Origin of the sequence: Streptomyces sp. NBC_01190, from assembly GCF_045039895.1 — a bacterium.
In the GTDB taxonomy this organism is placed as follows: Bacteria; Actinomycetota; Actinomycetes; order Streptomycetales; family Streptomycetaceae; genus Actinacidiphila.
In genome coordinates, this window is record NZ_CP108580.1 from 7,317,707 (window position 1) to 7,343,210 (window position 25,504).

19 protein-coding genes are annotated in these 25,504 nt (G+C 71.7%); 10 read left to right on the top strand and 9 right to left on the bottom strand.

Going from position 1 to position 25,504, the window contains the following annotated elements; translation table 11 throughout:
• Window positions 1-198: 198 nt before the first annotated feature.
• A complete protein-coding gene (locus OG519_RS30810; protein ID WP_405590803.1) occupies window positions 199-939 on the top strand; it encodes a helix-turn-helix domain-containing protein in 741 nt (246 codons plus the stop codon).
• Between the two features lie 120 nt (window positions 940-1,059).
• Here OG519_RS30810 and OG519_RS30815 read toward each other — a convergent pair whose 3' ends face one another.
• From OG519_RS30815 to OG519_RS30825, 3 genes are all read right to left on the bottom strand, one after another.
• Window positions 1,060-1,425 (bottom strand): hypothetical protein, encoded by a 366-nt coding sequence (locus OG519_RS30815; RefSeq protein WP_405590806.1) that lies wholly within the window; start codon window positions 1,423-1,425, stop codon window positions 1,060-1,062.
• A 176-nt stretch (window positions 1,426-1,601) separates the two neighbouring features.
• Window positions 1,602-3,077, bottom strand: coding sequence for an arabinofuranosidase catalytic domain-containing protein (locus OG519_RS30820; protein ID WP_405590809.1), 1,476 nt, complete (start codon window positions 3,075-3,077; stop codon window positions 1,602-1,604).
• A gap of 379 nt (window positions 3,078-3,456) precedes the next feature.
• A complete protein-coding gene (locus tag OG519_RS30825; protein ID WP_405590812.1) occupies window positions 3,457-4,275 on the bottom strand; it encodes an SAM-dependent methyltransferase in 819 nt (272 codons plus the stop codon).
• A 325-nt stretch (window positions 4,276-4,600) separates the two neighbouring features.
• On the opposite strand from OG519_RS30825, the gene OG519_RS30830 reads away from it, so the two are divergent.
• Window positions 4,601-5,053 (top strand): hypothetical protein, encoded by a 453-nt coding sequence (locus tag OG519_RS30830; RefSeq protein WP_405590814.1) that lies wholly within the window; start codon window positions 4,601-4,603, stop codon window positions 5,051-5,053.
• Window positions 5,050-9,414 carry an AAA family ATPase gene (locus OG519_RS30835; protein ID WP_405590817.1) on the top strand — a complete coding sequence of 1,455 codons (4,365 nt, stop codon included), beginning with the start codon at window positions 5,050-5,052 and terminating at the stop codon, window positions 9,412-9,414. Before OG519_RS30830 ends, OG519_RS30835 begins: the two co-directional genes overlap by 4 nt.
• Before the next feature lie 233 nt (window positions 9,415-9,647).
• Here OG519_RS30835 and OG519_RS30840 read toward each other — a convergent pair whose 3' ends face one another.
• Both OG519_RS30840 and OG519_RS30845 read right to left on the bottom strand, forming a co-directional pair.
• Complete coding sequence (locus OG519_RS30840; protein WP_405590820.1) at window positions 9,648-10,127, bottom strand: hypothetical protein; 480 nt, start codon at window positions 10,125-10,127, stop codon at window positions 9,648-9,650.
• Between the two features lie 149 nt (window positions 10,128-10,276).
• On the bottom strand, window positions 10,277-10,774 hold the full coding sequence (locus OG519_RS30845; protein WP_405590823.1) for a GNAT family N-acetyltransferase: 498 nt from the start codon (window positions 10,772-10,774) through the stop codon (window positions 10,277-10,279).
• Window positions 10,775-10,916: 142 nt separating this feature from the next.
• On the opposite strand from OG519_RS30845, the gene OG519_RS30850 reads away from it, so the two are divergent.
• Window positions 10,917-11,288, top strand: coding sequence for a DUF805 domain-containing protein (locus OG519_RS30850; protein WP_405590825.1), 372 nt, complete (start codon window positions 10,917-10,919; stop codon window positions 11,286-11,288).
• A 70-nt stretch (window positions 11,289-11,358) separates the two neighbouring features.
• On the opposite strand, the gene OG519_RS30855 is transcribed toward OG519_RS30850, so the two are convergent.
• Window positions 11,359-12,372, bottom strand: coding sequence for an aldo/keto reductase (locus tag OG519_RS30855; protein WP_405590828.1), 1,014 nt, complete (start codon window positions 12,370-12,372; stop codon window positions 11,359-11,361).
• A gap of 49 nt (window positions 12,373-12,421) precedes the next feature.
• Window positions 12,422-13,060 carry a ScbR family autoregulator-binding transcription factor gene (locus OG519_RS30860; RefSeq protein ID WP_405590830.1) on the bottom strand — a complete coding sequence of 213 codons (639 nt, stop codon included), beginning with the start codon at window positions 13,058-13,060 and terminating at the stop codon, window positions 12,422-12,424.
• Between the two features lie 119 nt (window positions 13,061-13,179).
• Here OG519_RS30860 and OG519_RS30865 point away from each other — a divergent pair, with 119 nt between their 5' ends.
• Window positions 13,180-14,304, top strand: coding sequence for a ScbA/BarX family gamma-butyrolactone biosynthesis protein (locus OG519_RS30865; protein WP_405590833.1), 1,125 nt, complete (start codon window positions 13,180-13,182; stop codon window positions 14,302-14,304).
• A 74-nt stretch (window positions 14,305-14,378) separates the two neighbouring features.
• Here OG519_RS30865 and OG519_RS30870 read toward each other — a convergent pair whose 3' ends face one another.
• Both OG519_RS30870 and car read right to left on the bottom strand, forming a co-directional pair.
• Window positions 14,379-14,963 carry a TetR family transcriptional regulator gene (locus tag OG519_RS30870; RefSeq protein WP_405590835.1) on the bottom strand — a complete coding sequence of 195 codons (585 nt, stop codon included), beginning with the start codon at window positions 14,961-14,963 and terminating at the stop codon, window positions 14,379-14,381.
• Window positions 14,964-15,150: 187 nt separating this feature from the next.
• Window positions 15,151-18,690 (bottom strand): carboxylic acid reductase, encoded by a 3,540-nt coding sequence (gene car / locus OG519_RS30875; RefSeq protein WP_405590838.1) that lies wholly within the window; start codon window positions 18,688-18,690, stop codon window positions 15,151-15,153.
• Between the two features lie 637 nt (window positions 18,691-19,327).
• Between car and OG519_RS30880 the strand changes: the two genes are divergently transcribed.
• The 5 genes from OG519_RS30880 to OG519_RS30900 all read left to right on the top strand — a co-directional run bounded on the left by OG519_RS30880 (window position 19,328) and on the right by OG519_RS30900 (window position 25,456).
• Window positions 19,328-20,437, top strand: coding sequence for a ParB/RepB/Spo0J family partition protein (locus tag OG519_RS30880; protein WP_405590840.1), 1,110 nt, complete (start codon window positions 19,328-19,330; stop codon window positions 20,435-20,437).
• Window positions 20,438-20,565: 128 nt separating this feature from the next.
• The gene (locus tag OG519_RS30885) at window positions 20,566-21,399 is read left to right on the top strand and encodes a 2-amino-3,7-dideoxy-D-threo-hept-6-ulosonate synthase (RefSeq protein WP_405590843.1); all 834 of its coding nucleotides are present in this window, start codon (window positions 20,566-20,568) and stop codon (window positions 21,397-21,399) included.
• Window positions 21,400-21,509: 110 nt separating this feature from the next.
• Complete coding sequence (locus OG519_RS30890; RefSeq protein ID WP_405590846.1) at window positions 21,510-22,622, top strand: 3-dehydroquinate synthase II family protein; 1,113 nt, start codon at window positions 21,510-21,512, stop codon at window positions 22,620-22,622.
• A 102-nt stretch (window positions 22,623-22,724) separates the two neighbouring features.
• The gene (locus OG519_RS30895; RefSeq protein WP_405590849.1) at window positions 22,725-24,089 is read left to right on the top strand and encodes an aspartate kinase; all 1,365 of its coding nucleotides are present in this window, start codon (window positions 22,725-22,727) and stop codon (window positions 24,087-24,089) included.
• A gap of 122 nt (window positions 24,090-24,211) precedes the next feature.
• Window positions 24,212-25,456: a cytochrome P450 gene (locus OG519_RS30900; protein WP_405590852.1), complete on the top strand. Its 1,245-nt coding sequence runs from the start codon at window positions 24,212-24,214 to the stop codon at window positions 25,454-25,456.
• Window positions 25,457-25,504 lie beyond the last annotated feature (48 nt).

Genomic DNA, 25,504 nt, shown 5'->3' on the forward strand with positions numbered 1-25,504 from the left:
TCCAACACAGGAAACGCTACGTTGCGTTCATTGTTGAGGCAACCTCATTGGCGCGGCTATCTGGCATTTGCCCAGCTAGATACGCAGGAATCGTTGCGGTGGATCTGAGGGTAATGCAACAGCGTGGGCCGTGATCGTTGCGTTGAGTTGAGGGTGAAGGCTATGCTGACGGCCTTGGGGACAGCGGAGGAGGTAGTGATGTCGGGAGGCAGGCTCACCCAGCGGGACCGGCAGCAGATCGCGCGGGGCCTGGCCGACGGCCTCGCGTACGCGGAGATCGCCAGGGGTCTCGATCGTCCGACCTCGACGATCACGCGCGAGGTGACACGCAACGGCGGCCCGACCGCGTACCGCGCCGACCTGGCCCACCGCGCCACGGAACGGCGCGCCCAGCGGCGCGGAGCCGCCTCGCCCCGGGGGTCGTCGGAGCCGGCCCCCCTGCCGTACGGGCGCGACGCCGAGGCCGTCCGCGCGTACGAGGAGCAGTTCACCACCGTCATGATCCAGTCGGGCCTGCCCAGGATGACGGCGCGGGTGATGGTGTGCCTGCTCACCAGCGACGCCGGCAGTCTGACGGCGTCCGAACTCGTCCAGCGGCTTCAGGTGAGTCCGGCGACCGTCTCCAAATCGATCGCCTTCCTGGAGAGCCAGGCCCTCGTCCGCCGGGAACGCGACGAGCGCCGCCGCGAGCGGTACGTCATCGACGAAGACCTCTGGTACCAGTCGATGGCCGCCAGCGTCCGGGCCCTCACCCAGGAGGTCGAGATCGCCCGACAGGGCGTCACCGTCCTCGGCCCCGGCACCCCGGCCGCCGTCCGGCTGGAAAACGTGGCCCGTTTCCTCGGCTTCGTCGCGGAGAGCCTGGCACGTGCCGCGGAACAGGCTCGCGAGATCCTCGGCACAAAACCGGCACCGACCGCCGGCCGCGACCTCGCATAGCAATCGCCACGCCTCCGCTTCCCCGCCGATCCCCTGACAGCCTTGATCCGGATCGGCCCCTTCGGGGCTCCGCGACGGCCGTGTGGCGACAACCGAACGGCGTCATCGCCGAGGACGGGACTACTGGTGATGGGCGCGGCGGATGCCCCACCAGGCCGCTCCCGCCGCGGCGGTGACCGTCATCGCGATCGCGGCTCGCGGGAGCAGGCTTCCGGACCCGGCGTTCGTGCGGTAGCCGAGCACGGCGCTGTTGGACTGCCAGCTCAGCGCGGAGCCGTTCGACTGGCCTGAAAGCCATGAGCCGAACGACTGGAACGAACCGACCGAGAGGGCGGACATGGCCGACCCGAAGGAACCGAAGGAGCCGAAGGACGCCACTGATCCGATGGACAGGACCGAGCCTGCCGAACCGATGGACAGCACCGACTCCGTTGAGGCGATGGACAGCAGCGAGTTGCGCGGACCGGTCAACCAGCGTGAGGACATGACGTCAATTCTGCCCCTCCGGCGGGCTCGCCGGGGCACGGCTCTCCGGTCGACCCCGTTCCCCGGCCCACTTCGCGCCGGACGGGGAACGGGGTCGCGTTCCGGCGCGCTGCACCGGACGCGTCGTATGCGGGGCGGGGACAGGCACCGTGTTCATCGCGGTGTGAAGCCGGCCCTCACGATACGGAGGCGATGTCGAACTCCTCCCAGGGGCCGATCGCCGTGCGGTTGGCGATCAGGGCCGACGCGCCCGCGTTCTCGGCCGTGACGATGTGCTGGTTGTTGTAGGCGCGGAAGCTGACGCTGCCGTCGGGGTTGTGGATGAGGTAGAACGTCTCCCATGGACCGGCCCCACCGCGGTTCGCGATCAGCGGCGAGTTGCCGCTGCTCTCGGCGGTGACCCACTGGTCGTCGGAACGCGCCTTCAGGTTCACGGTGTTGTTGTTGTTCGCGGTCAGCGTGAAGGTCTCGTTCGTGCCGACCGAGGTGGCGTCGGCGATGAGCGAGGTGCTGCTGTTCGGCGCGTCGACGTACCTGCCGTTGGCGTGCGACTTGAGGCTGATCACGGACTGGCTGGGCGCCGGGAACGAGGTGTTGTTGTTCGCGTACCCGGCCGCGGTGACATTGGCCTGCACGGAGTTCTCGGTCGCGTCGGTCGGGAACCCCTTGGTGACGGCGCCCTCGAAGAACTCGCCGGTGCCCATGGGACTGTTGTCGCCGCCGGTGCCCAACTCGATGGAGGGCTGCACCTTCATCGGGTTGTAGCCGTTGGGCAAGGCGCCTGAGTACGCCTGGGTCAGCCCGCCGGATTGCCCGTTGCCGTATTTCAGCGTGAAGTTGGTCGTGCCGTTGTTCTTCTCCCAGGCGGTCAGGAACGTACCGGTCTCGCTGGGGATGTTCGACGGGTTGGGGCCGGCCGCGCTGAAGTACATGCCGTTCTCGAGGTCGCCGCCGACCCAGGGACCGGAGCCGGTGCAGCCGCCGGTCCAGCAGGCGGAGCCGTAATAGATGGCGTTCATGGTGGCGTTGCCGTCGTCCGAGTCGTCGGTCTCGGCCGAGCCGAAGTCGAAGCAGCAGCTTCCGCTGGTGAGTTTGGACGATGTGAGCATGTATATGCCCTCGGGCTGCGAGCCGGTGGGTACGTTCCTGGCGGCGTTGTTGCGGTATCCGGTGCCGATGTTGTTGACCAGCACGCCGAAGGCGGAGTGGCCGCCGATGGTGATCGGCAGCGCCATCGCGTTCGCGCCGATGTCCGAGCCGTTCGGGCCCGGGCCGGACAGGCTGCCCGAGCAGCCGGAGCATGAACTGCCGGGCGAGATGGGCAGGTTGTTGGCGTTGGGGCTCTGGTCGTAGAGCTGGACGAGGGTGCAGGTCGTGCCGGAGCAGAAGGAGACCTGCGGAGCCGAGTTGACCACGCCGCCGGCCGACGCGAGCCCGATATTCAGGACGCCGCTGTCCGAGGCGCGCTGGATCTGGTAGAGCGGCCCGTTGTACGAGGAGAACATCGCCCGCGTGGTGCTGTACGCCGCCTCACACGGCGTGCCACCGGACGCGTAGATGTCGCAGGGGCCCGATGTCGCCGCCGCGGCGCGCGTCGCCGCCGTGCCGAAGACCGGCACCGCGATCGCCACCGCGAGCAGGAACGCGAGCAAGAGCCGCGTCCGGCGTCGGAGTGTGGGTATGACCAGCACAAATGCCTCCGGAAATGTGATGGTGCCCTTCCGCCCGTACCGTTGAGCAGGATCGCGGCCGCGCTCATCGTCGGGCGCGGTCAGAGATCGCCCGTCTGGGCTCAAGGCCGCGGCAAACGGTGGCGTCCCCTGTGGCGCAGCACACATATTCGGCTGGCTCTAGGCGTAAGTCAAGACGCTGGTCCGGTGGCGACGGACCTGTGAAAGATCCTTTGGGGTAAAGATGGCGTCCCTGCCCGTAGCCTTATGTACAAAGTGAGCGCAATCTGGTGGTAGGCGGCCGGCGAGCCCGCGGTGGACCCGGTGGGCGCCGGCGGACACCGCCTCTCCTGCCGGGGCGTCAGGGTTTGATGCCGACGCCCCCGTAGAAGCCGACACGCGCCAGTTCCCGCTCCGTCGGTACCGGGCCGTCAGGACGCCAGAGCGGCGGTTGGACCAGTCCGGGCTCGACCAGCTCGAAGCCGTCGAAGAAGCCCGACACCTCGTGGTGCGAACGCAGGGTGAGGGTGGCGGTGGCGCCCTTGTCCCGGTAGACGTCCCGGGCTTCCCCCGCGTCGCCGTCCAGCCGGTGGAAGTCGCCGGTCGTGTGGCTGAGGACCAGGTGGCTGCCGGCCGGCAGCGCGTCCCGGTAGGCGGCGACCAGCCCCGCGGGGTCCTCGTCGTCCCGGATGAAGTGCAGGACCGCCACCAGCATCAACCCGACCGGCTGGCCGAAGTCGATCAGCTTGCTGACGGTCGGATGCCTCAGGATGCTCTCCGGGTCCCGCAGATCACCGAGGAGAAAGCCGGTGTTCCCCGCGGCCAGCAGGTGTGCCCCCGCGTACGTCGCCACGATCGGGTCGTTGTCCACGTACGCGACCCGGACCTCGGGCGACGTCTCGTGCGCCACCTGGTGGGTGTTGGCCGCGGTGGGAATGCCGGTGCCGATGTCGATGATCTGCCGGATACCGTGGCCCACCATGTACCGCACCGCCCGGTGCAGGAACTTCAGATTGCCCCGGGCCATGGGCACGATGTCCGGAAACAGGTCGATCACGCGCTGCGCGGCTTTTCGGTCGACCTCGTAGTTGTCCTTGCCGCCGAGGTAGTAGTTGTACATGCGGGCCGGATGGGGCCTGCTGGTGTCGATGTCCTCGACGGAGAATCCCTGGTCGGTCAACGCCGTCCTCCCGTTCGTACCGTGTGCCCTGCCGGGGTGCCGGTTGCCGGTCGCCGGTTGCCGGGTCCGCGCGGCGCGGGTGCCGACGCGGCCCCGATCACGGTCGCCCCCGGCCCTGTTCGGCCCGGGGGCATTGTCCCATCCCGGGCGCGGCCCGCGGGGACTATTCGCCGGGCGGGAAGACGCGAAGCCGTTTGGGTCCGGTTGTGCTGGGGATCAACAGGTGTGCGCGGGTGGTCAATGCCCGGGCGGGCGAGGTGCGGCAGGTTGACCTTGTGTCGCTGCGGTCCGTGTCGGCGTGTCGGCAAGAGCTGAGGGATGGTCCGTGGAAGTGACGCTGGAGGTCGAGGGGGACCGCGCGGCGGATGAACTGCGCTCCCTGCGCGCGTGGTTGCTCGACGAGGACGCGTTACGCGGGCACGTCCGACTGGTGGCGGGGACCGTCGTACCCGGCACGCTCGGCTCGGGGGTCGAGGCGCTGGCGGTCATCCTCGCGCCCGGCGGCGTCGCGACGGCCGTGGCGAGCGTCCTGATCGCCTGGATCCGGCACCGCACCAGCGATGTCACGCTGAAAGTGACCCGGCCGGACGGCACGTCGTACGAGCTGAGCGTCACTGACGTGCCGGACTTCGGCGCCACCGCGGTCGCCGACCTCGCCGCACAGTTGTCCGCGCGTGCGGCCGCCGCGCCGGCCACTGCGCCGCCCACCGTGTCGCCCGCCGCGCCGGCCACCGCCGCCGGACCCGCCCGGACCGGCGAGGAGGACACCGCCGGATGAACCTGCGCTCGGCCGGCACCCGGGTCCTGCTGGCCGGCACCGGCACGCATGTCGCCGGCTCCCGCCTTCCGGACGTCCCCGCGGTCGCCGGGACCGTGAAAGACCTGGGCCACGTCCTGATCGGCCGCTGCGGCCTGCGCCCGGAGAACCTGCTGCCACCCGTGATCGATCCCAGCCCGATCGAGCTGGGCAACGCCCTGATCGAGGCGGCGAAGCAAGCCGACGACGTCCTGCTCTTCCACTACGTCGGCCACGGGCTGGTCAGCCCCGGCAACAAGCTGCATCTGGCCACCCGCGAAACCGACCACCTCAGCGAGGGACTGGGCTTCAAAGCCCTGCCGTACACGGTGATCGCCGACGCGCTGTCGGCCTGCCGGGCGCGCACCATCATCGTGGTGCTCGACTGCTGCTACTCCGGGCGGGCCAGGGGCTCCCTCGGGACCGCCGCCACCAACGCCTTCGAACTCGCCCCGCTCGCCGGCGCCTACGTCCTGTCCTCCGCGTCCGCCGACGAACTCGCCCTGGCCCTGCCAGGAGAGCGGCACACCAGCTTCAGCGGGGCGCTCATCACCCTGCTGCGCGAGGGCGACCCCGCCGGGCCGCCCGAACTCACCGTGGAGGCCGCCTTCCGCCACCTCCGGCGCGAGCTGCCACCGCGCGGTATACCGGCGCCGGTCCGGTACCTCAGCGGACAGGCCGGCGACCTCGTCCTCGCCCCGAACCCCGCGAGCGTCGGACCGCCGGCCATCGACCCCGCGGACACCCGGGAACCGCCGGCCGAGGGGCCCTGCCCCTACCGCGGCCTCGAACCGTTCACCGCCGACGACGCCCGCTTCTTCTTCGGGCGCGAACAACTGACCAGGGACCTCCTGGACCGTATGGCCACCTGCCGGCAGACGGGCGCACCGGTGGCCGTGGTGGGCCTGTCCGGCGCGGGCAAGTCCTCACTGCTGCGGGCCGGGGTACTGCCGGCCGTGGCCCGCGGTGAGCTGCCGGTACGCGGGTCCTCGGCCTGGCCGAGCATGGTCCTCACGCCGGGCGCTCACCCGCTGGACACCCTGGCCACTCGGCTGGCCGGTCCCGCGGATCTGCCCGCCGACGTCATCCGCACCGAACTCACCGCCGACCCGGCACGGTTGGGCCCCGTCCTGGCCCGGGCGCTGCACCGGCACGCGGGTGGCCGGAGCGCGCCGGACGACCGACTGCTCCTTGTGGTCGACCAGTTCGAGGAACTGTTCACCGCCTGCCAGGACCCCGGCGAACGCTCGCGGTTCGTCCGGGCGGTGTGCGCCGCGGCACAGACGCACGCGCTGGTCGTCCTCGGCATACGCGCCGACTTCTACCCGCACTGCCTGGCCCACCCGGAGCTGGCCCGGGTCCTCGACAACTCCAGGTCGCAGGTCCTGCCGATGGCTCCCGCGCAGCTGCGCGAAGTGATCCAGAAGCCGGCCGAAGCCGCCGGTCTCGGCCTGGAGCCGGGCCTGGTCGATCTGCTGATGCACGATCTGCGGGCCGATCACGACTTCGCCGCCGGGGCGCTGCCGCTCCTGTCGTACGCGCTGCTCCGTACCTGGCAGCACCGCTCTCAGGGCCGCACCCTCACCCTGGCCGGATACCGGGCCACCGGCGGGGTCTGGCAGGCGGTCACCCGCCAGGCCGAAACGGTTTACGCGGCACTCGACACGGACGAGAAGCGGGCGGCCCGCAGGATGCTGCTGCGGATGGTCAGCCTCGGCGAGGGCACCGAGGACACCCGCCGCCGGGTCGACCTGCGGGAGTTGGTGGCGCAGACCCCCGCCGTCGCGACCGCCCGCGACCGGCTGGCCCAAGCCCGCCTGATCACGGTGGACGGCGACACCGCGCAGATCTCCCATGAGGCGCTGCTGCGCGTCTGGGACCGGTTCCAGGACTGGATCAGGGCCGACCGGGCCGGGCTGCTCGTCCAGCAGGAACTCGCCGCGGCCACCGGCGACTGGCTGCGTGACCGACGCGACGCGGACCGCCTCCACCGGGGCGACCGGCTGCGTCTGGCGCGGGACTGGGCGGCCGACCACCCGGACCGGCTCAGCCCCTCGGAAAGGGAGTTCGTCGACGCGAGCCTGCGGGCCGAGCGGCGCCGCCACCGGGTGCGGACCGGCGCCATCAGCACCCTCGCCGTCCTGCTGGCGCTGTCACTGGTCGCGACCGCGTTCGCGGTCCAGGGCCGAAACGAGGCCCGTGCCCAGCAGCGCGCCGCAGCCGCCCGCTCGCTGCTCGACCGGGCCGACGGCGCCCGCGCCACCGCTCCCCAACTGGCGCTCATGCTGGGCATCGCCGCCGACCGGCTGCACAGCGGTACGGACACCACCGCGAGTCTCCTCACCGGCCTGCTCGACCCCTACGCCGGGACGCTGGCCGGCCACACCCGGACCGTCTCAGCGGTCGCGTTCCACCCCGACAACCACATCCTGGCCACCGGCGGCGCCGACAACCAGGTGATCTTGTGGGACGGCACCCGACGGATCGCCTCCCTGCCCACCAGCGCCCGGGTGGACGCGCTGGCGTTCAGCCCCGACGGGCACACGCTCGTCGCGGGGACCGCGGACGGCGGCCTCGCCCGGTGGAACGTCACCGCCGGGAGCCGCCCCACCCGGCTGAGCGGCGTCAGCGGCCTCGGCGCCATGGTCGAGGCGGTCGCGTTCAGCCCCGACGGCAAAACGCTGGCCGGTGGCGGCGCCGACGGCACGGTCGTCCTGCTGCACCTCGCCGATCGGGCGGCGCCGGCGAAGATCGCGCGCCTCACCGCCCACCGGCAGGCCGTCCTGTCGGCCGCGTTCAGTCCCGACGGGCAGACGCTGGCGACCGGTGACGCGGGCGGCACCACGATCCTGTGGAACGTCCGGCATCCTGACGCCCCGGCCCGCCTGTCCTCCCCGGCCGAGCGGGGCACCGGCGGAACGGGGTCACTGGCGTTCAGCTCCGACGGGCATCAGATGGCCACCGGCGGCGGCGACAGCACGGTCCGGCTCTGGGACATACGCGACCCCCGCGAGCCCCGGGTGATCGCCCGGCTCTCCGGCGGCTGGGACGGCCCGGTGGGCGCGGTGCGGTTCGGCGCCGGCGGACACGACGTGCTGGCCGCGGGCGCCGACCACCGGATGCTCCGCTGGGACATCACCGATCCGGCCCGGCCGATCCAGCACACCCTGGTCGGCGGCGCCGGCGGAAGTCTGACCGCGGCGGTCGCCCTCAGCCCGGACGGGAACACCCTGGCAACGGCCAGCGCGGACGACAGCGTGATCCTGTGGCACAGCGGTACGGGGGCCGGCGTCAAAGCGAGCTTCCGGCTCGGTGGTCACCAGGACGCGGTGCGCGCGGTGAGTTACCGCCCCGACGGCCAGGTGCTGGCCACGGGCAGCGCGGACGGCTCCGTCAACCTGTGGGACATGGGCGACCGGAAGCTTCCGCGCAAGGCCGCCCACCTCACCACGCACGGCGGCTGGGTCGACGCACTGGCCTTCAGCCCCGACGGGCGCACCCTCGCCGTCAGCGGTGAGGACGGCGCCACGGCCCTGTGGGACGTGCACGTCCCGGACACACCCGAGCAGGTCGGCACGCTCCCGGCTCAGAACGACGCGGTGCTGTCCCTGGCCTTCGACCCGAAAGAGCACGTACTCGCCACCGGCGGCGACAGCGTGATCCTCTGGGACGTCACCGATCCGAGCCGACCGAGACGGATCGCCGCGCCCACCGGACACACCGCCCAGGTCGCCGCGATCGCGTTCAGTCCCGACGGCCGCACCCTGGCGACCGGCGGCTACGACGCCACGACGATCCTGTGGGACGTCACCGACCCGGCGCGCTACCGGCGCCTGGCCACGCTGAGCGGACACACCAACCAGGTGACCACGCTCGCGTTCAGCCCCGACGGCCGCACCCTGGCGACCGGCGGCGTCGACACCAGCGTCATCCTGTGGGACGTCGAGAACCGTGAGCGGCCGCGGATGGCCGCCGCCCCGCTGCTCCAACACACCGACTGGGTGCGCTCCGTCGCGTTCAGCCCCGACGGGCACCTCATGGCGACCGCCGGCAACGACGAGCGGGTGCTGCTGTGGGACGTCACCGACCCCGCGCAGCCGCGTTCGCTGCTCCAGAGCCTCGCGCACGCGGCCGTCATCACGGCGGTGGCCTTCAGCGCGGACAGGCGTACGCTGGCGACCGGCGGCGGCGACGACCTGGTCTACCTCGAAGATCTCAGCGAGATCACCGACGCCCGCGCGAACGCGGTCACCCGCGCCTGCGACCGGGCCGGCCGGGGTCTGGACCGGTCCGAATGGAACCGCTACGTGCCAGGTCTCCCGTACGAGCGGACGTGCGCTTGACGCCCACCGGAGAGCTTCGCCGCCGCCAACAGGGTGCAGGAGCTGTCCTTCTGGGAGCTGGACGAGTACGACAAGGCGACCGGTTACGCCTACTCGAAGATCTTCAACAAGATCTGACCGGCGACGCGGGGGCCGGCGGCGGACCGCGGTGCGGCCCCCCGCCACCCCTCGCGCGTGCGCCGTCCGGGCCGCCTCGCGGGGCGGCCCGGACGGCGCGTCGGCGCGTGCCGGGATCAGTAGGGGCTGGTGGCGAACCAGTTCTTGTTCACGGTGGTGTGGGAGGGCGTGAAGGTGTCGCCGAACAGGACGAACTCGACGTTCCAGAAGTTGGTGTACGTGTCCTGACCGGTGATGGTGTTGCAGCCGCTCGGGAACGACAGGTACTCCAGGTTGGTCTGCTGCCAGGTGTTGCCGACGTAGCCCGCGTTCACCGCGACCTGGACCTTCGGCGGTGTGTAGCTGGACTGCTGGCAGGCGGTCAGCGAGTAGCGGAACGTGTTGCCGCCGTCGTCGAACTGCACCCATCCGTCGACGTGGCCGAGTTGGACCGTGGTGCCGGTCGGGTACTGGTAGGTGTCCTGGATCGACAGGGTGTACGTCGTGCCCCAGGCGGCCTGGGCCGGGGTGGGGGCGACCAGGATCGTACCGACGGCCGCCGCGGCCGTGGCCGCCAAGCCCGCGGCACGCCGTCTCTTCGGTGTGGTGGTGCTCATCGGGGTACCTCCGAGATCGTGGGCTGATACCGAGGTGGCGCAACGATGTCGCATCCCGAGGGTAAAGGACCCATAGCGGTACGCAACCGGTACAACACCGGCAGTTTCCGGCGAGCGGGCCGCGCCCGCGGAGAGGGGCCCCGGAGGTGTCAGGAGGCGGGCGGCAGCGCGAGCCAGTCCTGCCAGCTGATGTCGCGGCCGAGACAACGGGGCCGCCGGAAGGGCCAGTCGGCGGCGATCCACCGCGGCACCAGGGCGTCGAGCGCGCGCTCCACCTCGCCGCCGAGGAGGTCGTCCACCACCCACCAGGAGATCTCCGCGTCGGAGCCGGTCCGCTCGGGCGGGTCGATATAGACGCAGCCGAGGATCGCCGTCTCCGCCTCGTCCAGCAGTGCGTAGTTGAACGACCGGTGCGCGGCTATTTCCTCCTCGTGCCGCAGCAGGTCCTCGCGGTCCTGCTCGTAGGTCATCGTCTCCGGCGGCCACCCCCAGGCCGGGCCGAAGATCTCCCACAAGCGCTCTCGGGAGCCCATCACGGCGGGGTAGTCGAGCGGAGTGTCCGCCTCCCGGATCGGCCGCAGATGAACCGCGGTGCCCGGCACGGGGACGTGGACGGGGTGGACGAAGTCGTCAGCCAGCCAACTCATAAGCGCCGAGGCTACAACCGTGCGGCGGGCAGGGCCCGCTGCGGGCCCGTAGCCGGATTGGCGCCGGAGATCTGGGGCAGGCGCGCGAATAGGACCGAGTAGGAGGCCGAAGCGGCCGAGCGAAGCCAACCGGAGGCGGATCATGCACTGGTACTTACGGGCCTGGGAGAAGTACACCGTGTTCAGCGGCCGGGCGTCACGTACCGAATACTGGTTCTTCGTCCTGGCCAACGTCGTCGTGTTCACCCTGCTGATCGCCGTCGACACGGCGGTCGGAACCCGGCTGCCGGACCTGCTCTACGGCCTCGCGGTGATCGTGCCGGGCCTCGCCGCCGGGTCCCGGCGGCTGCACGACACCGGTCGTACGGGCTGGTGGCAGCTTCTCCTGCTCATCCCGGTCGTGGGATGGATCGCGCTGGCCGTGCTGCAGGCCCTCGACGGAACCCACGGCCCGAACGCCTATGGCGCCGAACCCCGTCAGACGTCGGTGCACGGCGCCGCGCGCCTCGTCTGAACGCCGGCCGGCGACCGCCGAGCGCCCCGGTCCGGGGCGCGTGCGCGCCGGGCCCACCGCGGCGGCCGGGTTACTCGCGGGCGGTCGCGGTGCTGCTCATGTCCGCGTAGCGCGAGCCGGCCACCTTCGCCGCCAGCGGCTCCAGTACGGCCAGTTCGGCCTCGGACAGGGTGATAGCCGTCGCCGCGGCGTTCTCCCGCAGCCGGGCGGGGCGGCGGGTGCCGGGTATGGGGACGACGGTGAGGCCGTGGGTGCGGGACCGCCGGTGGAGCCAGGCGAGCGCGATCTGCGCGGGGGTCGCCGCGTGCTGTGCGGCGATCGTGTGGACGGTTTCCAGGAGCGCGGCGTTGGTGCGGGCGTGGTCACCGGTGAACCGGGGCATCGTCAACCGGGTGTCGCCCGCGCTCAGTTCGCGGGTGTCGGTGATCGCCCCGGTGAGCAGGCCCCGGCCCAACGGCGAGTAGGCGACGAACGCCACGCCGAGTTCCGCCGCCGTGGGGACCGCCGAGGCCTCGACATCACGGCTGAAAAGCGACCACTCGGACTGCACCGCGGTGATCGGGTGGACGGCGTGGGCCGCGCGCAGTTCGGGGCCGGTCACCTCACAGAGCCCCAGGTGGCGCACCTTGCCCTCGCCCACGAGTTCCGCCATCGCGCCGACGGTCTCCTCGACGGGGACGGCGGGGTCTCGGCGGTGCGCGTAGTACAGGTCGATCGTGTCGAGGCCCAGGCGCTTCAGGCTCGCGTCGGCACATCGGCGAATGTAGGCGCGGTCACCGCGGACCTGGCTCCAGGTCCGCCGGCCCGGCTGCCGTACGATGCCGAACTTCGTGGCGAGGAGGACCCGTTCGCGGTGCGCGCGGACGAATGGGCCGAGAAACGTCTCGTTCTCGCCGTCTCCGTAGAGGTCCGCGGTGTCGAACATGGTGACGCCCGCGTCGAGGGCGGCCCACAGGGTTTCCCGCGCCTGGGCCGGTGCGCTGGGTCCGTAGAACTCACTGAAGCCCATGCAGCCGAGACCCTGGGCACCGACTGACGGGCCGCTGGTGCCGAGGGGGACGACCGGGAGGATGGAGGCAGGCATGGATGGGCTCTCCTTGTCCGACGGTGGGCGGCCGGTCGGCCGCGCGGTATCAGGCGCTGCAGGGGAGAACGATGTCGAGGATCTCCTGTACGCGGTCGGTGAGGTCCTCGCGGTTGTGCTCGATCCAGGAGATGTGCTGGCTGCCGAAGAACGCGGCGACCACGACGCGGGCGATGGTGGCCGCGTCGGCGGTGGACTTCCAGGCGCCCTCGTCCTGGGCCCGGGTCAGCAGCTCGGTGATGAGCTGGGTGAACCCGCTGAACGGGGTCGGCATGTCGGCGTTGACCAGGTTCCGCTCGATCTGCAGCCGGGCGCCGGCCTGCGCCACCGGGTTGTCCCGCAGGAAGACCGCGGTCGACAGCAGGAACTCGGCGATCGCGTCGAGCGGCGGGAGCTGCCGTGCCATCACCTCGTCGGCGACGGAGGGGAGTTGCGTGTAGAACTCCTCGGTGACGGCGACGGCCACCGCCTCCTTGTTCATGAAGTGGAAGTAGACGGCGCCCTTGGTCACCTCCGCCCGGTCGGCGATGTCCTGGAGCGTGACGGCGGGGAACCCCTTTTCAGCGAAGGCCCTGGCGGCGGCGTGCAGGAGCTGCCGACGGGTGTGGCCGGCCCGTTCCTGCTTGAGCTCCCGCGGGGACGCCTTGGTGCCGGCGGCCGGCCGGAGATCGCTGTTGCGGTTGTTCATGGTCCCTCTTCCGTGCTGGTCTCTGGTGCGAGTCCTGAGCCTTGCTAGATACCTCTGCGAAGGTATATTTTCCTGTCGCACCGTCACGACATTCCCGATCTTAATACGAGGGGGAGGCCATGGGCCAGATGCGTGAACTGCCGGTCGGGGTTCCGGACGGAACTGGCACAGCGGAAGCGGCCGCGAGTCTGAAGTTCCTTCAACCGGTCTCGCGGCAGTTGGTGCACCGGGCCGCGGTGGCGGAGGTCTTCATCACCGACGCCTTACCCGTGGGCGAGGACCGGTTCGTGGTGGGGGCCCAGTGGCCCCGGGACCACGCACTCTACTCGCCCGACGCTCAGGGCCTGTCCGACCCGCTGCTGCTGACCGAGACCGTCCGCCAGAGCCTGGTCTACCTGGCGCACGAGCACTACGGGATCCCGGCGGACTACCGCTTCGTCGGCAGTGACACCCACTTCGAGATCACGGGCCACGAGGCGTTTCTGGTCGGCGACGCCCCCTTGCAGGTCACCCTGGACGTCCGGTGGTCGTGGGTGGCGAACAGGCCGCCCCGGCGCTTCGGCATGCGGGTGGACGCCGTGGTGTCGGTGGCCGGGCGCGCGTGCGCGCGGGCCGCGCTGCGCGTCTGGGCCGTAGACGAGGGGCTGTACCGGCGGCTGCGCTGGCGGGGGGCGCAGGGGCCGGACGGTGCGGAGGCCGCCCCCGTCGGGCACCGCGCGGCACGTACGGCGACCGGGGCGGCCGCGCCGACCGTGCCGACTGTGCCGACGGGGGCAACCGGGGCAACTCGCCTGCCCGCGGCCGACGTCGGCCGTCTGCGGGCCAAGGACAGTGTGCTGGGCCGCACGGAGGCGGGGGAGTGGCGGCTGCTGGTCGATCTTCACCACGCCGTGCTCTTCGACCACCCGGGCGACCACATACCGCTGATGGTCACTTTGGAGGGCGCCCGCCAACTCGGTCATCACCTGGTCCACCGCCACAGCACCGCTCCGGCGGGGGCGGTGCTGCGCGCGGTGCGGATGGACTGCCCGGCCTTCGCCAACCTCGACGAGCCGGTGCGGCTCGGTGTCGAGTCGCAGCCGCCCGCCGCCGGGTCGGACGTCACGCTGCTGCGGGTCACGGCCGTTCAGCGGGAGGAGGTCGTCGCCGGGGTCACCATGGAGTGGCTGCCGCGGGTGCTGCCCGCCGAGCCCGAGGAGGTCGCCTTCTCCCGCGGCGCGGTCGGCTCCGTTTCGGTGGCGTAGCGCCGTACTGGTGGAGCGCTGTACTTGTGGAGCGCCGTAGGGGTGGCGCGGCGGGCGCGAGCCCACGTCCCGGTTCAGTGTTGGTTCGGGCCCGGGGCCCGCTCGTCCTTCGGCAGCCCGCACATGGTCGCCCACAGGGCGTCGAACTGCCGCGCGGCGTCGGCGTCGTCGCGCGGCACAGGATGGGGGACCCCGAGGAAGACCGACATCAGCAGGCGGGCCACCGCCTGTGGAGGCTGCGCGCCCGCGCCCCCGTGGCCGGCCTGCGTCTGTGCGACGGCGCGAGCCAGGGGGAGGCAGATCCGCTCCACCAGACCGGGGTCGTGCCGGTCCAGATGAGGCGCCTCCACGGCGAGCCGCAACGCGGACCGGGCCCGCGCGTCCCGGTGCAGATGGTGGGCGAGGTCGAGCACGGTCTGCCGCAACGTCTGGACCGCCGCCGCGTCCGGCCCGCCGGCCCGCGCCGCGCGCGTGCTCAGCTCGCCCCCCGCCTCCTCGATCAACGCCGCCGCCAGCTCCTCCTTGGAGGAGAAATGCCCATACAGCGCCCCCTTGGTCATGCCGGTGCGCTTGACCACATCGAGCAGCGTCGTGCCCAGGTAGCCATGCGCGGCGAACTCCTCGGCCGCGGCGTCGAGCACCTGCTCCCTGGTGCGCACTGCGCGCTCCTGAACCACGCGGATCCTCCGCCCCACATAAAAAACATTCTTACGGGTATGTTCTGATAGCGGGCGTCTGCCGCCACGCCTCCCCGTGATCATATCCGCCTGTCACCGGAAGAGCGCGGCGGTACCCGGCGACCACCGCGCTCGACGCGATCACGGGGGATCACGGGGATCGCGGGATTTACGGTATGAGCCCCAAGTGCCTCAGGTCCGCGACGTACTTCTCGATCAGCGGCCGGGACAGGTGCGGGATGTCCCGCTCGGTGCCGAGGCCGGCGTCGCGCACCGCCGCGCGGAACCGCTCGGCGGGCAGGGCCGACGTCGTGCGCGCGGTGACCGGCTCCCGCCAGGCGCGGATCAGTGGCAGCAGGGAGTGCGGGCGCCGCGCCTCCGGCAGCGCCCGCAGCGCGGCCTCGAACCGCTCGCGCCACTCCTGGTGGTCGCCGATCCGGCGAACGGCGATCCCGCAGTCGGCCAGCCAGTCGACCACGGTGTCCAGCGAGACCCCGTCGTCGTGCGGGTTGACCACGTTGAAGGTGCGGTATCCGGCGGCAGGGGCCCCCAGCGCGGCCACCGAGGCGGCGACGAAGTCCCCCGGCAGCCCGTCGTAGTGCGCCCGCGGGCGCCGGCCCGCTTCCCCGCCGCGGTAGAACGACCCGGGCGCGATCCCCGTGGTGATCAGGCTCAGCAGCAGACGGGTGAAGGTGTCCGGCACGTTGAGCTGCCCGGTGTACCGGCCGTGCGCCAGGATCATGCCGGAACGGAAGACGGTCACCGGCAGCCCGCACAGGTCGTGGGCCTCGCGCAGCAGCACCTCGCCGGCCCACTTGCTGGTGGCGTAGCCGCCCGCGTGGCTGTCGTCGATCGGCCGGACCGGGTCGGCCGCCCTGATGTCGGAGTCCTCGTCCGGCGCGGGCGCCCCATGAGCGGCGAGGGCCACGGTGGACACGTAGGCGATCGGCTTCAGCCGGGTGGTCAGGGCCGTGCGGATGACCTCGGCGGTGCCGGCCACGTTGGGACCGAACAACTCCCGGTACGGCAGGACGTGGTTGACCAGCGCCGCCGGGTGCACGATGAGGTCCACCGTGGCGGCCAACCGCTCCCAGTCCGGCTCGCTCAGGCCCAGGTGCGCCGCGCTGATGTCCCCGGCCAGCACGCGCAGCGCGTCGCCTTCGGTCAACTCGGCGAAACGGCGCTTGAGTTCGGTGTCCCCGCTGTCCAGGGCCCGCTCCAGGCGGCGGCGGGCGGCGGTGTCGTCGCCGGCGCGCACCAGGCAGATCAGCGTGCCGCCCACCGGGGCCAGCCGCTCCAGCCACTCCAGGCACAGCAGCCGGCCGAGGTAGCCGTTGGCTCCGGTGAGCAGCACCGTGCGGGGCTCGCCGGCCGGCCGCGGGAGGGCCGTGCTCGCGGTGAGCGCCGCCCGGTCGATGAACTTGTCCAAGGTGAGGTCCCGGGCCCGCACGGAGGTGGCGTCTTCGCCGTGGACGGCGGCGAAGGTGACCTGCCGCGCGGCCCGGCCGCGCAGCCGCTCCACGGCGCCGGCGATCTCGCCCAGGCTGTTGGCCGGGCCGAGGAGCGTTCCGACCGGGACCTCGACGCCGAAGATCTCCCGCAGCAGGTTGCCGAACGACAGCGCCGACAGCGAGTCCCCGCCCAGTTCGGTGAAACGCCGCTCCGGGCCCGGCTCCGCGTCGACCACCCCGAGCAGCGCCCGCGCGGCGTGGGCGACCGTCTCCGCCACCGGGCGGTCCCGGTCCCGCCACACGGCGCGCAGCTCCGCGGCCTGTCCCGCGGCCAGTTCGGTGTAGCGCCGCTCCAGCCGTTCCTCGTAGCGCTCCTTCAGCCGCGGGCGAAGCTGTTTGGTCGAGTCGGTCAGCAGGCCGTTGTGCTGGCTGAACGGCTCGGTTTCGATGAGCAGGTCACGCGGGATCTCGTACGGCGCGAGTCCGGCCTGCGCGGCGACAGCCCGCAGCGACCGGTTGACCGCCGTCTTCAGCGCCGTCTCGTCGGGGGCCTGTGCGATCGCCTCCGGGGTCGGCACCACCACGGCGAGCAGATAGGCACGAGAGCTGTTCCCGTACAGGAAGATCTGCCGCACCAGCGGGCTGGCGACGAGGACCGCCTCCACCTTCGCCAGCGCCACGAACTCGCCCTGGGAAAGCTTGAGAACGTTCTTGCGCCGGTCCAGGTAGACCAGCTCGCCCGGCCCGGTCTCGGCCATGATGTCGCCGGTGCGGTAGTAGCCGTCCCGGTCGAAGGCCTCGGCGGTGTCCTCGGGGCGCCGGTAGTAGCCGGGGGTGATCAGCCTGGTCCTGACCAGCAGTTCGCCGCGCGGGTGCGGGGAGTCGGCGGTGGAGTAGCCGAGTTCGGGCACGTCCACGAGCTTGTAGTCCAGCACCGGGGGGCTCTGCACGCGGTGGTCCAGCATGACGAGCCCGGTCTCGGTCGTGCCGTAGCTGTCCAGCAGCGGGACGTCCAGGGCGGAGCGGACGAATTCGGCCAGCTCCGGCGCGAGCGGCGCCGACCCGCAGGGGGCGTGCACGACACGGCCGCCGAGCACGTGGTCCCGCAGATGCGCGATCACCTCGGCGTGGTCGGCGTCGCCCAGCTCGCCCCGGGCCGCGCGCTGGTTCAACTGGGCGTGATAGCTCTCGAAGAGCAGCTCGCAGACCCGCGGCACCATGGCGATCTCGGTCGGCCGGATCAGTGCCAGGTCGTCCAGGAGCGTGGACAGGTCGCTGTTGGCCACGAAGTACGCGGTACCGCCCATCGCCAGCGTCTTGATCACCAGCCGCCTCGCGACCAGATGGCTCTGCGGCAGGAAGTTGGCGGTGATCATCGGAAACCGGTTCTCGGGTCCCGCGGGCGGGCGCCACATGAGGGACACCGTCGACTCCGGGAACATCACGCCCTTGGGGGTGCCGGTGCTGCCGGAGGTGTACACCAGCGCGGACAGCGCGCCTTCCGCGGCACGGTCCGGCGGCAGTTCGGGCACCGGCGGCAGCGAGCCGGCCCGGCCGACGACGTCGGACAGCAGCTCCAGCGACATCGGCGAACCGGAACCGGCCAGCAGCCGCTCGGCGGCCGCCAGGCGGTCCCGGTGCTCGGCGAGTTCGGGGTGGTGGTCGAAGACGAGCAGCCGGCGCACGGAGGTCGGCCCGGTCAGCGCTTCCAGCACCGTCTCCAGCCGGTCCGTGCTGGTGGCGAAGACCACCGGGCCGGCTTCCGCCACCAGGTGGCGGATGTGGCCGACCGGGGCGTTGGTGTGCAGCGGTACGGCGACCGCCCCGACCTGACCGCACGCCAGGTCCACCGTGGTGTAGTCGGTGCCGGCGAAGCCCAGGATCGCGACGAAGTCCCCCTCGCGCAGCGGGTGCCGCGCGTGGTGGTACCAGTCGGCGGCGACCGCGCTCAGCCGGGACCACAACTCGCCGTACGAGACGGTGTCGAACCGGGGCAGCAGCCGGATGCCGGCGCCGCCGTCCCCGTGGACGTACTCCCTGGCCCGCTCGCCGAGCGCCGGCCGGTCGGCGTACGCCTGAAGGGTCCGCCTGACGATCTCGGACAGACGTGGCCCAGGGCCGGCCGTCTCCTCGAAGACGCCGGTCAGTGGCAGGCGGCCGGCCAGCTCCGGCTCGCTCTCGAAAATCCCGGCGATGCGCTGCTCCCGGCTTTTCCGCAGTGCAGCGCGCGTAATGGTGCTCGGTGAAACGTTACCCATGACCACGCCTTTCGGTGACCGCGACTTCTTTCCGGTACATGCGCCCGGCCGAAAACCGAAGAAGGCCGCCACAGGCCGGGCCGGCGCAGCGGAGCAATGGGCTCCGGTGGCCAAGGCGCGGTCAGCTTAGCGCGGTGAGAGAAATAGGTGCCAGGTTGCTCGGTTGGTGGGGGAGGGAGCGTCTTGTCGGCGCCGTGCATCGAATTCAGCTCACCCCCGGGATCGGTGCGCGAATCAGCGGGGAATCGCGGTGGGCCGGTTCTGACCGGCTACCGGGTTCGCGTCGCCGGGTGGCCGGGGCCGCGGCTACGCTGCGCCAGGCGGCCGCCGCACGGCCGGTCCCCGAGGACCGTGCGGCGGCCCCTTCGCTTCTCCGCCACGCACCCGACTCTTCGCTCCGCACCCCGCGTCCGGCCGGCCCGGCACCGGCCGCCGGCCGCCGGCCGCCCGGTCCGCCCTCCTGGGCAGCCGGTGCGCAACCGGGGAAATCCCCGGTTGCACACCGCGTTTCCGTGCCGCACGGAGGTTGCAAAAAAATACCTTGGCAAAGGTATTCTTATGGCGGGTCGATCGGAGCCGCGCACCACGCTCCGACGCCCCTGACCGTGGGCGACGGGTGGCTGAGGAGTGGTCGAGCGTGGCAGACAGCGAAGCAGTGCTCAACCGACAGGACGTGCGGGTCCATCCACCGGGGCCACCGGGGCCACCGGGGCACGTGGACGCCGAGGCGCGGTACACGGATCCCGACGCCGGCGCCGACATCGAGTGGATACCGATCGAGGCGCTCGTCCTGTCGCACTCGCCCCGGTCCGCGGGGGAGAACGACGAGCACACCCGGGTCCTGGCTGAGTCGCCGGACGAGCTGCCGCCGATCGTCGTGCAGCGCGGTACGAACCGGGTGGTCGACGGAGTGCACCGGGTCCGAGCGGCCCAGCTCCGGGGAGAACAGACCGTGCGGGCCCGTTACTTCGACGGGGACGACGAGAGCGCCTTCGTCCTGGCGGTGCGGCTGAACGTGCGGCACGGACTTCCGTTGTCGCTGGCCGACCGCAAGGCGGCGGGCGGCCGCATCCTGCGGGAGCGGGCGGAGTGGTCGAACCGGGCGATAGCGTCGGCCGTCGGGCTGTCGCCCAAGACCATCGCCGCCCTGCGTGAGGCGGTCGGCCGGCCCGGCGGCCCGGCCAGGATCGGCAGGGACGGCCGGGTGCGGCCGGTGAGCACCGCCGCCGGCCGCGAGCGTGCCAAGGAGATGCTGTTACGGGACCCCTCCTCGTCCCTGCGGGCGGTGAGCGCGGTCGCCGGAGTCTCCGCCGGCACGGTCCGCGATGTGCGCGACCGGCTGCACCGGGAATCCGGTGCGGTGGCCTCGGGGCCGCCGCGCGCCCCTTCGGCGCGGAGCGCGGACCTGCCGACGGCGAGGGCGGCGCCGCCGGAGCGGGACCTGTCGAACCGATCGAACGCGCTGCTGCGCTCGCTCCGCTCCGACCCCTCGCTGCGTTTCAACCAGTCGGGCCGTCTGCTGCTGAGCATCCTCGCGGTGGCCGCCATGGACCCGCAGGCGCAGGACGGCCTTGTCCTCGACCTGCCCGACCACTGCCTCGACTTCGTCGCCGAACTCGCGCAGGCGAGCGTGCACGCCTGGCAGGATCTCGCGACGCGCGTGTCGCAGCGCCGGTCGGCGCCACCGGATCGACAGGATTTCGCGGCGAATCCAGGAAAGCGCGGAAATCGGGGCTTGACAGGATAGCGAATTCCTTGGTTTGGTCGTTAAAGCGACACCGGAACACCGCAAGAATTGCCACAGAAAGCGCATCGGATGCGCACCAGAAAATTCTGAAATCTGGTTATGTGGGTCTGAGACGGGGTGTTGATAAAATGACCGATGCGTATGGCTGGACCGGAAAGAATCGCCGGGTCCAGCGAATTCTCCACTCGGCTTCCGGGACGACGTTCCTGGTTCCGCTCGACCATTCTCTGGCCGACGGCCCGGTGGCTTCCGCCACCGGTTTCGCCGGACTCGTCGAAGCGATGGCCGCCAACGAGGTGGACGGCATCATCGTCCACAAGGGGCGGGTCCGGTTCCTGCCGGCCACCTCGCTCGGGCGGCTGGCGCTGATCGTCCATCTGAACGGCAGTACCCAGCACGCGCCGGACGTGGACGCCAAGATCCTCGTCGGCGCCGTGGAGGAGGCCGTCGCCCTGGGCGCGGACGGCGTCAGTATGCACGTCAACCTGGGGTCCAGCACCGAGGCCACCCAGCTCACCGACCTCGGCGCCGTCGCCGCCCGCTGTGCCCGCTGGGGCATCCCGCTGCTCGCGATGGTCTACCCGCGCGGCCCCCGCATCGCCGACCCGACCGACCCCGTGCTGCTGGCCCACGCGGCCAACGTCGCGGCGGACCTCGGAGCCGACATCGTGAAGCTCCCCTTCACCGGTTCGCCCCTGACGATGCGCGAGGTCGTCGCGGCCAGCCCGATCCCGGTCGTGACCGCCGGCGGCGGCGTGGTCGAGGACACCGGGAAGTTCCTCGACGCCATCGACAGCACCATGGAGTCCGGCGTGCTCGGCGTAGCGATCGGACGCAACATCTTCCAGGCGCCGGACCCGGGCTGGCTGGCCCGCTCGGTGGCCCGCCGGGTCCACGCGGGACCCAGGTCGCTCGGTCCCCTCGCGGACCTGGGCGAGGCCCTGTCAGAAGCAAGAATCTGACGGTCCGTCAGCCTCTCACGCACCAAGGTGACGACCCGTCACCGGCATCCGTACAGAACCGATCCGGCAGGCAAGCATCCAGCAAGCAACCAACAACCAAAGGTGTGAACATGAAATCCGCATGGATCGACCTTCGTGGCATCGCCGCCGAACTCGCCTCCGCCGTCGTCGAGGAGAGCACCCACATCGGCATCGAGACCGTCGTCCTCGACGACCCCGAGCTGGCCGCCAAGGTCCCCCCGACCCTGCAGAAGGCCGCTGTCGTCACCGGTGAGACGCCCACCACTCTGATCGACCAGCTCGTCGACGTGGTGGACATCCTGATCGCCGAGTACAGCATCGCCGAGAAGTTCGAGGGCATCCGCCCCGGCCTGCGCTCCGGTGTCCTGGTCAAGGTGCTCGACGAGCAGAGCCTCGACCTCGCCTGCCGGATCGCCAACGAGTCGGAGCTGACCCTCGTCGAGTTCCGCCAGGACCCCAGCAAGATCCCGCTGGAGATCCTGCTCGCCGCGGCCGACAAGGCCAAGGGCTCGATCGTCACCGTCGTGGACGGCATCGAGGACGCGGCCACCACCATCGGCGTGCTGGAGCGCGGCTCGGACGCGGTCCTGCTCACCCCCAAGCGGGTCGGTGACGCCACCGAACTGGTGCAGGTCGTCCAGGGCGAGTCCGCGTCGCTGGAGATGGCGGAGCTGGAGATCGTCGGGCTCACCCACCTGGGCCTCGGCGACCGGGTCTGCGTCGACACCTGCTCACACCTGCGGCCCAACGAGGGAATCCTGGTCGGCTCGTACTCCACCGGCCTGGTCCTCGTCAGCAGCGAGACCCACCCGCTGCCGTACATGCCGACCCGTCCGTTCCGGGTGAACGCCGCCGCCCTGTCCTCCTACACCCTGACGCCCGGCAACCGCACCCAGTACCTGTCCGAGCTGCACTGCGGGTCGGAGATCCTGGCCGTCAGCACCGACGGCAGCGTGCGCACGGTGGTCGTCGGCCGGATCAAGATGGAGTCCCGCCCGATGCTGCGGATCGAGGCCCGCACCAGCTCCGGCCAGCTCGTGGACATGGTCGGGCAGGACGACTGGCACGTCCGGGCGCTCGGCCCGGGCGGCAGCGTGCACAACTTCACCGAGCTGCGGCCGGGCGACGTCATCCTCGGGCACACCATGACCGACCAGCGCCACGTCGGCTACGCGATCCGCGAGTTCCTCCACGAGCAGTAGGCCGCGGCCGCCCATGCGGTCGCCCGGGGAATCGGCCGGTCGGCGCGGCGCTCGGCCGACATCCTCCACGTCCCAAGGATCTGACGGAAGGGAGTGCGTGAGATGGCGCTCATAGTGCAGAAATACGGCGGAACCTCGGTCGCCACACCGGAAAAGGTCATCGAAGCGGCACGGCAGATCCGGGCGGCGCGCGAGGACGGCCACGAGGTCGTGGTGGTCGTGTCCGCCATGGGCGGGGCCACCGACGAACTGCTCAGGCTGGCGTCGGCGGTGACCGCCCACCCCGACGCCCGCGAACTCGACGCCCTGCTCTGCACGGGCGAGGCCGCGTCCGCCGGACTGCTGTCCCTGGCGCTCAACCACCAGGGCGTCGCGAGCCAGTCGTTCGGCGGCGCGGAGGCGGGCATCCGCACCGACCACCGCCACGGCCGGGCGACGATCGTGCAGGTCGACCCGCGAAGGCTGCGGGAGGAACTCGGCAAGGGAACGGTCCCCGTCGTCGCGGGCTTCCAGGGTGAGTCGGTCCTCACCGGGGCCCGCACCACCCTGGGCCGCGGCGGCTCCGACACCACCGGTGTCGCGCTGGCCGCCGCGCTCGGCGCTGACCACTGCGAGATCGTCACCGACGTCGCCGGCGTCTACACCGCCGACCCCCGCACGGTCGTCGGCGCCCGGCGGCACACCGCCCTGCTCTACGAGGAGATGGCCGAACTCGCGGTCAGCGGTGCCAAGGTGCTCGCCTCGGATTCGGTCGACTACGCGCGAACCCACGGCGTCGACCTCAAGGTGCGCTCCAACCACACCGCGATCGGCCCGGAGACCTGGGTGGGCGACGGCCGGCGCGCCGGTGGGCCGGCGGCCGGCGACGCCTGGACGCCGGCCGGCCAGGTCAGCCCGATCGCCGGGGTGGCGGGGCGCTCCGGCCTGGTCCGCTGTGTACTGCGGCGGATCACCTCCGACCATGTCCTGTGCCTGCTGCGGGAACTGGTCGAGCGCGAGACGGAGGTGGAACTGCGCCGCTACGGCAACTTCGGCACCGAGGACGCCGGCGACATCGCGCTCACCCTTCCCGAGGCGAGCGTGGACGAGATGCGGGAACTGCTGGCCGACGCCGACCGCGGGATCCGCCTCGACGAGGCGCACTGGACCTCCAACCTGGCCAGGCTCTCGGTCGTCGGCCTCGGCATCGGCCGGCGACCGTACGCGCCGCTGCGCCTGCTCGAAGCCCTGCGCGCGGTCGGCGCCGCGCGCACCGACCTCCATGTCACCTCGAACAAGCTCAGCGTGCTGACCGGGCGGAGCGACCTGGCCGAGGCCACCCAGATCGTCCACGACACCTTCGTGTCCGAGCCGGCGCTGCCCCGGATCCACCCGGCGGGCCCGGACCACACCGGCCGGACCTGGTCACCGACCGTCGAGCGCGAGCACCTCGACGTCGCGGTGCCCGCGCTGGCCGCCGCCGAGTGAACCCCGGCCACCCCCACACGACAAGGGAGAACACCGATGTCCGCCATCCGACTCGAGCCAGGCCGCCCGGCCGGGCCGACACCGCGCCGGCCCGCCGGGAGGCCGCGTCCGGAGCGTCCCCGATGACCGCGACGCCGACCTTCGACCCCACCTCCGACAGCCAACTGGCCGACCCCTACCCGGCCTACGCGCAGATGCGCGCCCGATGCCCGGTGCTCCACGACCAGGACCGGGACATCTGGGTCGTCACCCGCCACGACGACGTGGCGCGCGTCGTCCACGACCCCGGCACGTTCTCCTCCGAGAGCGCGGTGCGGGTCACCGCGGGGCCCGAATCCGACCAGGTCAAGCAGGTGCTGGCGGAAGGCTGGTCGCTGACGCCGAACCTGACCGAGAGCGACGGGGAGGAGCACACCCGGCTGCGCGTGGCGGTGAACCGCGTCTTCACGCCCCGCCGGGTGACCGAACTGGAGCCCTTCGTCCGGGCCACCGCCGAGGAGCTGATCGGCCGCTTCGCCGCGGCCGGCCGGGCCGACATCATCGAGGGCTACGCGTGGCCCCTGCCGCTGATGGTCATGGCGCGGATCCTCGGCGTCCCGTCCGAGGACGTGCCGCTGCTCCGGCAGTGGAGCTCCAACTGGCTGAAGCTGTCGGTCGGCACCGGCCCGGAGGACGAGCGTGTCGAGTGGGCCCGCGACGTCGTCACCATGCAGCACTACGTGATGGCGCTGCTGGCCGAGACCAGCGGGGCCGACGACGGCTCACTCATCTCCTCCCTGGCGACCTACGGCGAAGAGCACCGCCTCGACGTGGTGGAGCTGATGCGCATCGTGATGAACCTGATCATCGCGGGGCACGTCACGGTCACCCGCGCCATCGGCAACGGCCTGGTCAGCCTGTTGGAGAACCCCGGCCAGCTCGCGGCCCTGCGCAGCGGCGAGGCATCCGCCGACGCGATGGTCGAGGAGGTCCTGCGGTACGAGTCGCCGGTCCAGGGCCTGTTCCGCACCGTGACACAGGACACGGAGATCGGCGGCAGGCACCTGGTGCCCGGGGACCGCGTGATGGTCCACTGGGGCTCCGCCAACCGGGACGGGTCCGTGATCGAGGACCCGGACGAGTTCGTGCTGCGCGGCAGGCCCGGCCGGCACCAGATGGCCTTCGGCCGAGGTGTCCACGCCTGCCTCGGCGCCTCCCTGGCACGCCTTCAACTACGCGTCGCCATCCCGCTGCTCTTCGACCGGCTCCCCGGGCTGCGGCTGGGACCCGCCGACTCCCGCACCCGCGAACGGCTGGTCATCGCGCGCGGCTTCGAAGAACTCCGACTCCACTGGGACGTCCCCCACCCGCGAAAGGCAGCACCATGACCGGACAGGAACACGACCCGGGCGGCGTCCTCGGCCGCCCCCGGTACG

What these genes read in the sequence shown, in the direction of transcription:
- OG519_RS30850 (WP_405590825.1), top strand. Translation starts at nt 10,917, where the DNA reads ATGCACTGGTACTTACGGGCCTGGGAGAAGTACACCGTGTTCAGCGGC.
- OG519_RS30855 (WP_405590828.1), bottom strand. Translation starts at nt 12,372, where the DNA reads ATGCCTGCCTCCATCCTCCCGGTCGTCCCCCTCGGCACCAGCGGCCCG.
- OG519_RS30860 (WP_405590830.1), bottom strand. Translation starts at nt 13,060, where the DNA reads ATGAACAACCGCAACAGCGATCTCCGGCCGGCCGCCGGCACCAAGGCG.
- car (WP_405590838.1), bottom strand. Translation starts at nt 18,690, where the DNA reads ATGGGTAACGTTTCACCGAGCACCATTACGCGCGCTGCACTGCGGAAA.
- OG519_RS30810 (WP_405590803.1), top strand. Translation starts at nt 199, where the DNA reads ATGTCGGGAGGCAGGCTCACCCAGCGGGACCGGCAGCAGATCGCGCGG.
- OG519_RS30895 (WP_405590849.1), top strand. Translation starts at nt 22,725, where the DNA reads ATGGCGCTCATAGTGCAGAAATACGGCGGAACCTCGGTCGCCACACCG.
- OG519_RS30890 (WP_405590846.1), top strand. Translation starts at nt 21,510, where the DNA reads ATGAAATCCGCATGGATCGACCTTCGTGGCATCGCCGCCGAACTCGCC.
- OG519_RS30845 (WP_405590823.1), bottom strand. Translation starts at nt 10,774, where the DNA reads ATGAGTTGGCTGGCTGACGACTTCGTCCACCCCGTCCACGTCCCCGTG.
- OG519_RS30900 (WP_405590852.1), top strand. Translation starts at nt 24,212, where the DNA reads ATGACCGCGACGCCGACCTTCGACCCCACCTCCGACAGCCAACTGGCC.
- OG519_RS30865 (WP_405590833.1), top strand. Translation starts at nt 13,180, where the DNA reads ATGGGCCAGATGCGTGAACTGCCGGTCGGGGTTCCGGACGGAACTGGC.
- OG519_RS30835 (WP_405590817.1), top strand. Translation starts at nt 5,050, where the DNA reads ATGAACCTGCGCTCGGCCGGCACCCGGGTCCTGCTGGCCGGCACCGGC.
- OG519_RS30840 (WP_405590820.1), bottom strand. Translation starts at nt 10,127, where the DNA reads ATGAGCACCACCACACCGAAGAGACGGCGTGCCGCGGGCTTGGCGGCC.
- OG519_RS30815 (WP_405590806.1), bottom strand. Translation starts at nt 1,425, where the DNA reads ATGTCCTCACGCTGGTTGACCGGTCCGCGCAACTCGCTGCTGTCCATC.
- OG519_RS30885 (WP_405590843.1), top strand. Translation starts at nt 20,566, where the DNA reads ATGACCGATGCGTATGGCTGGACCGGAAAGAATCGCCGGGTCCAGCGA.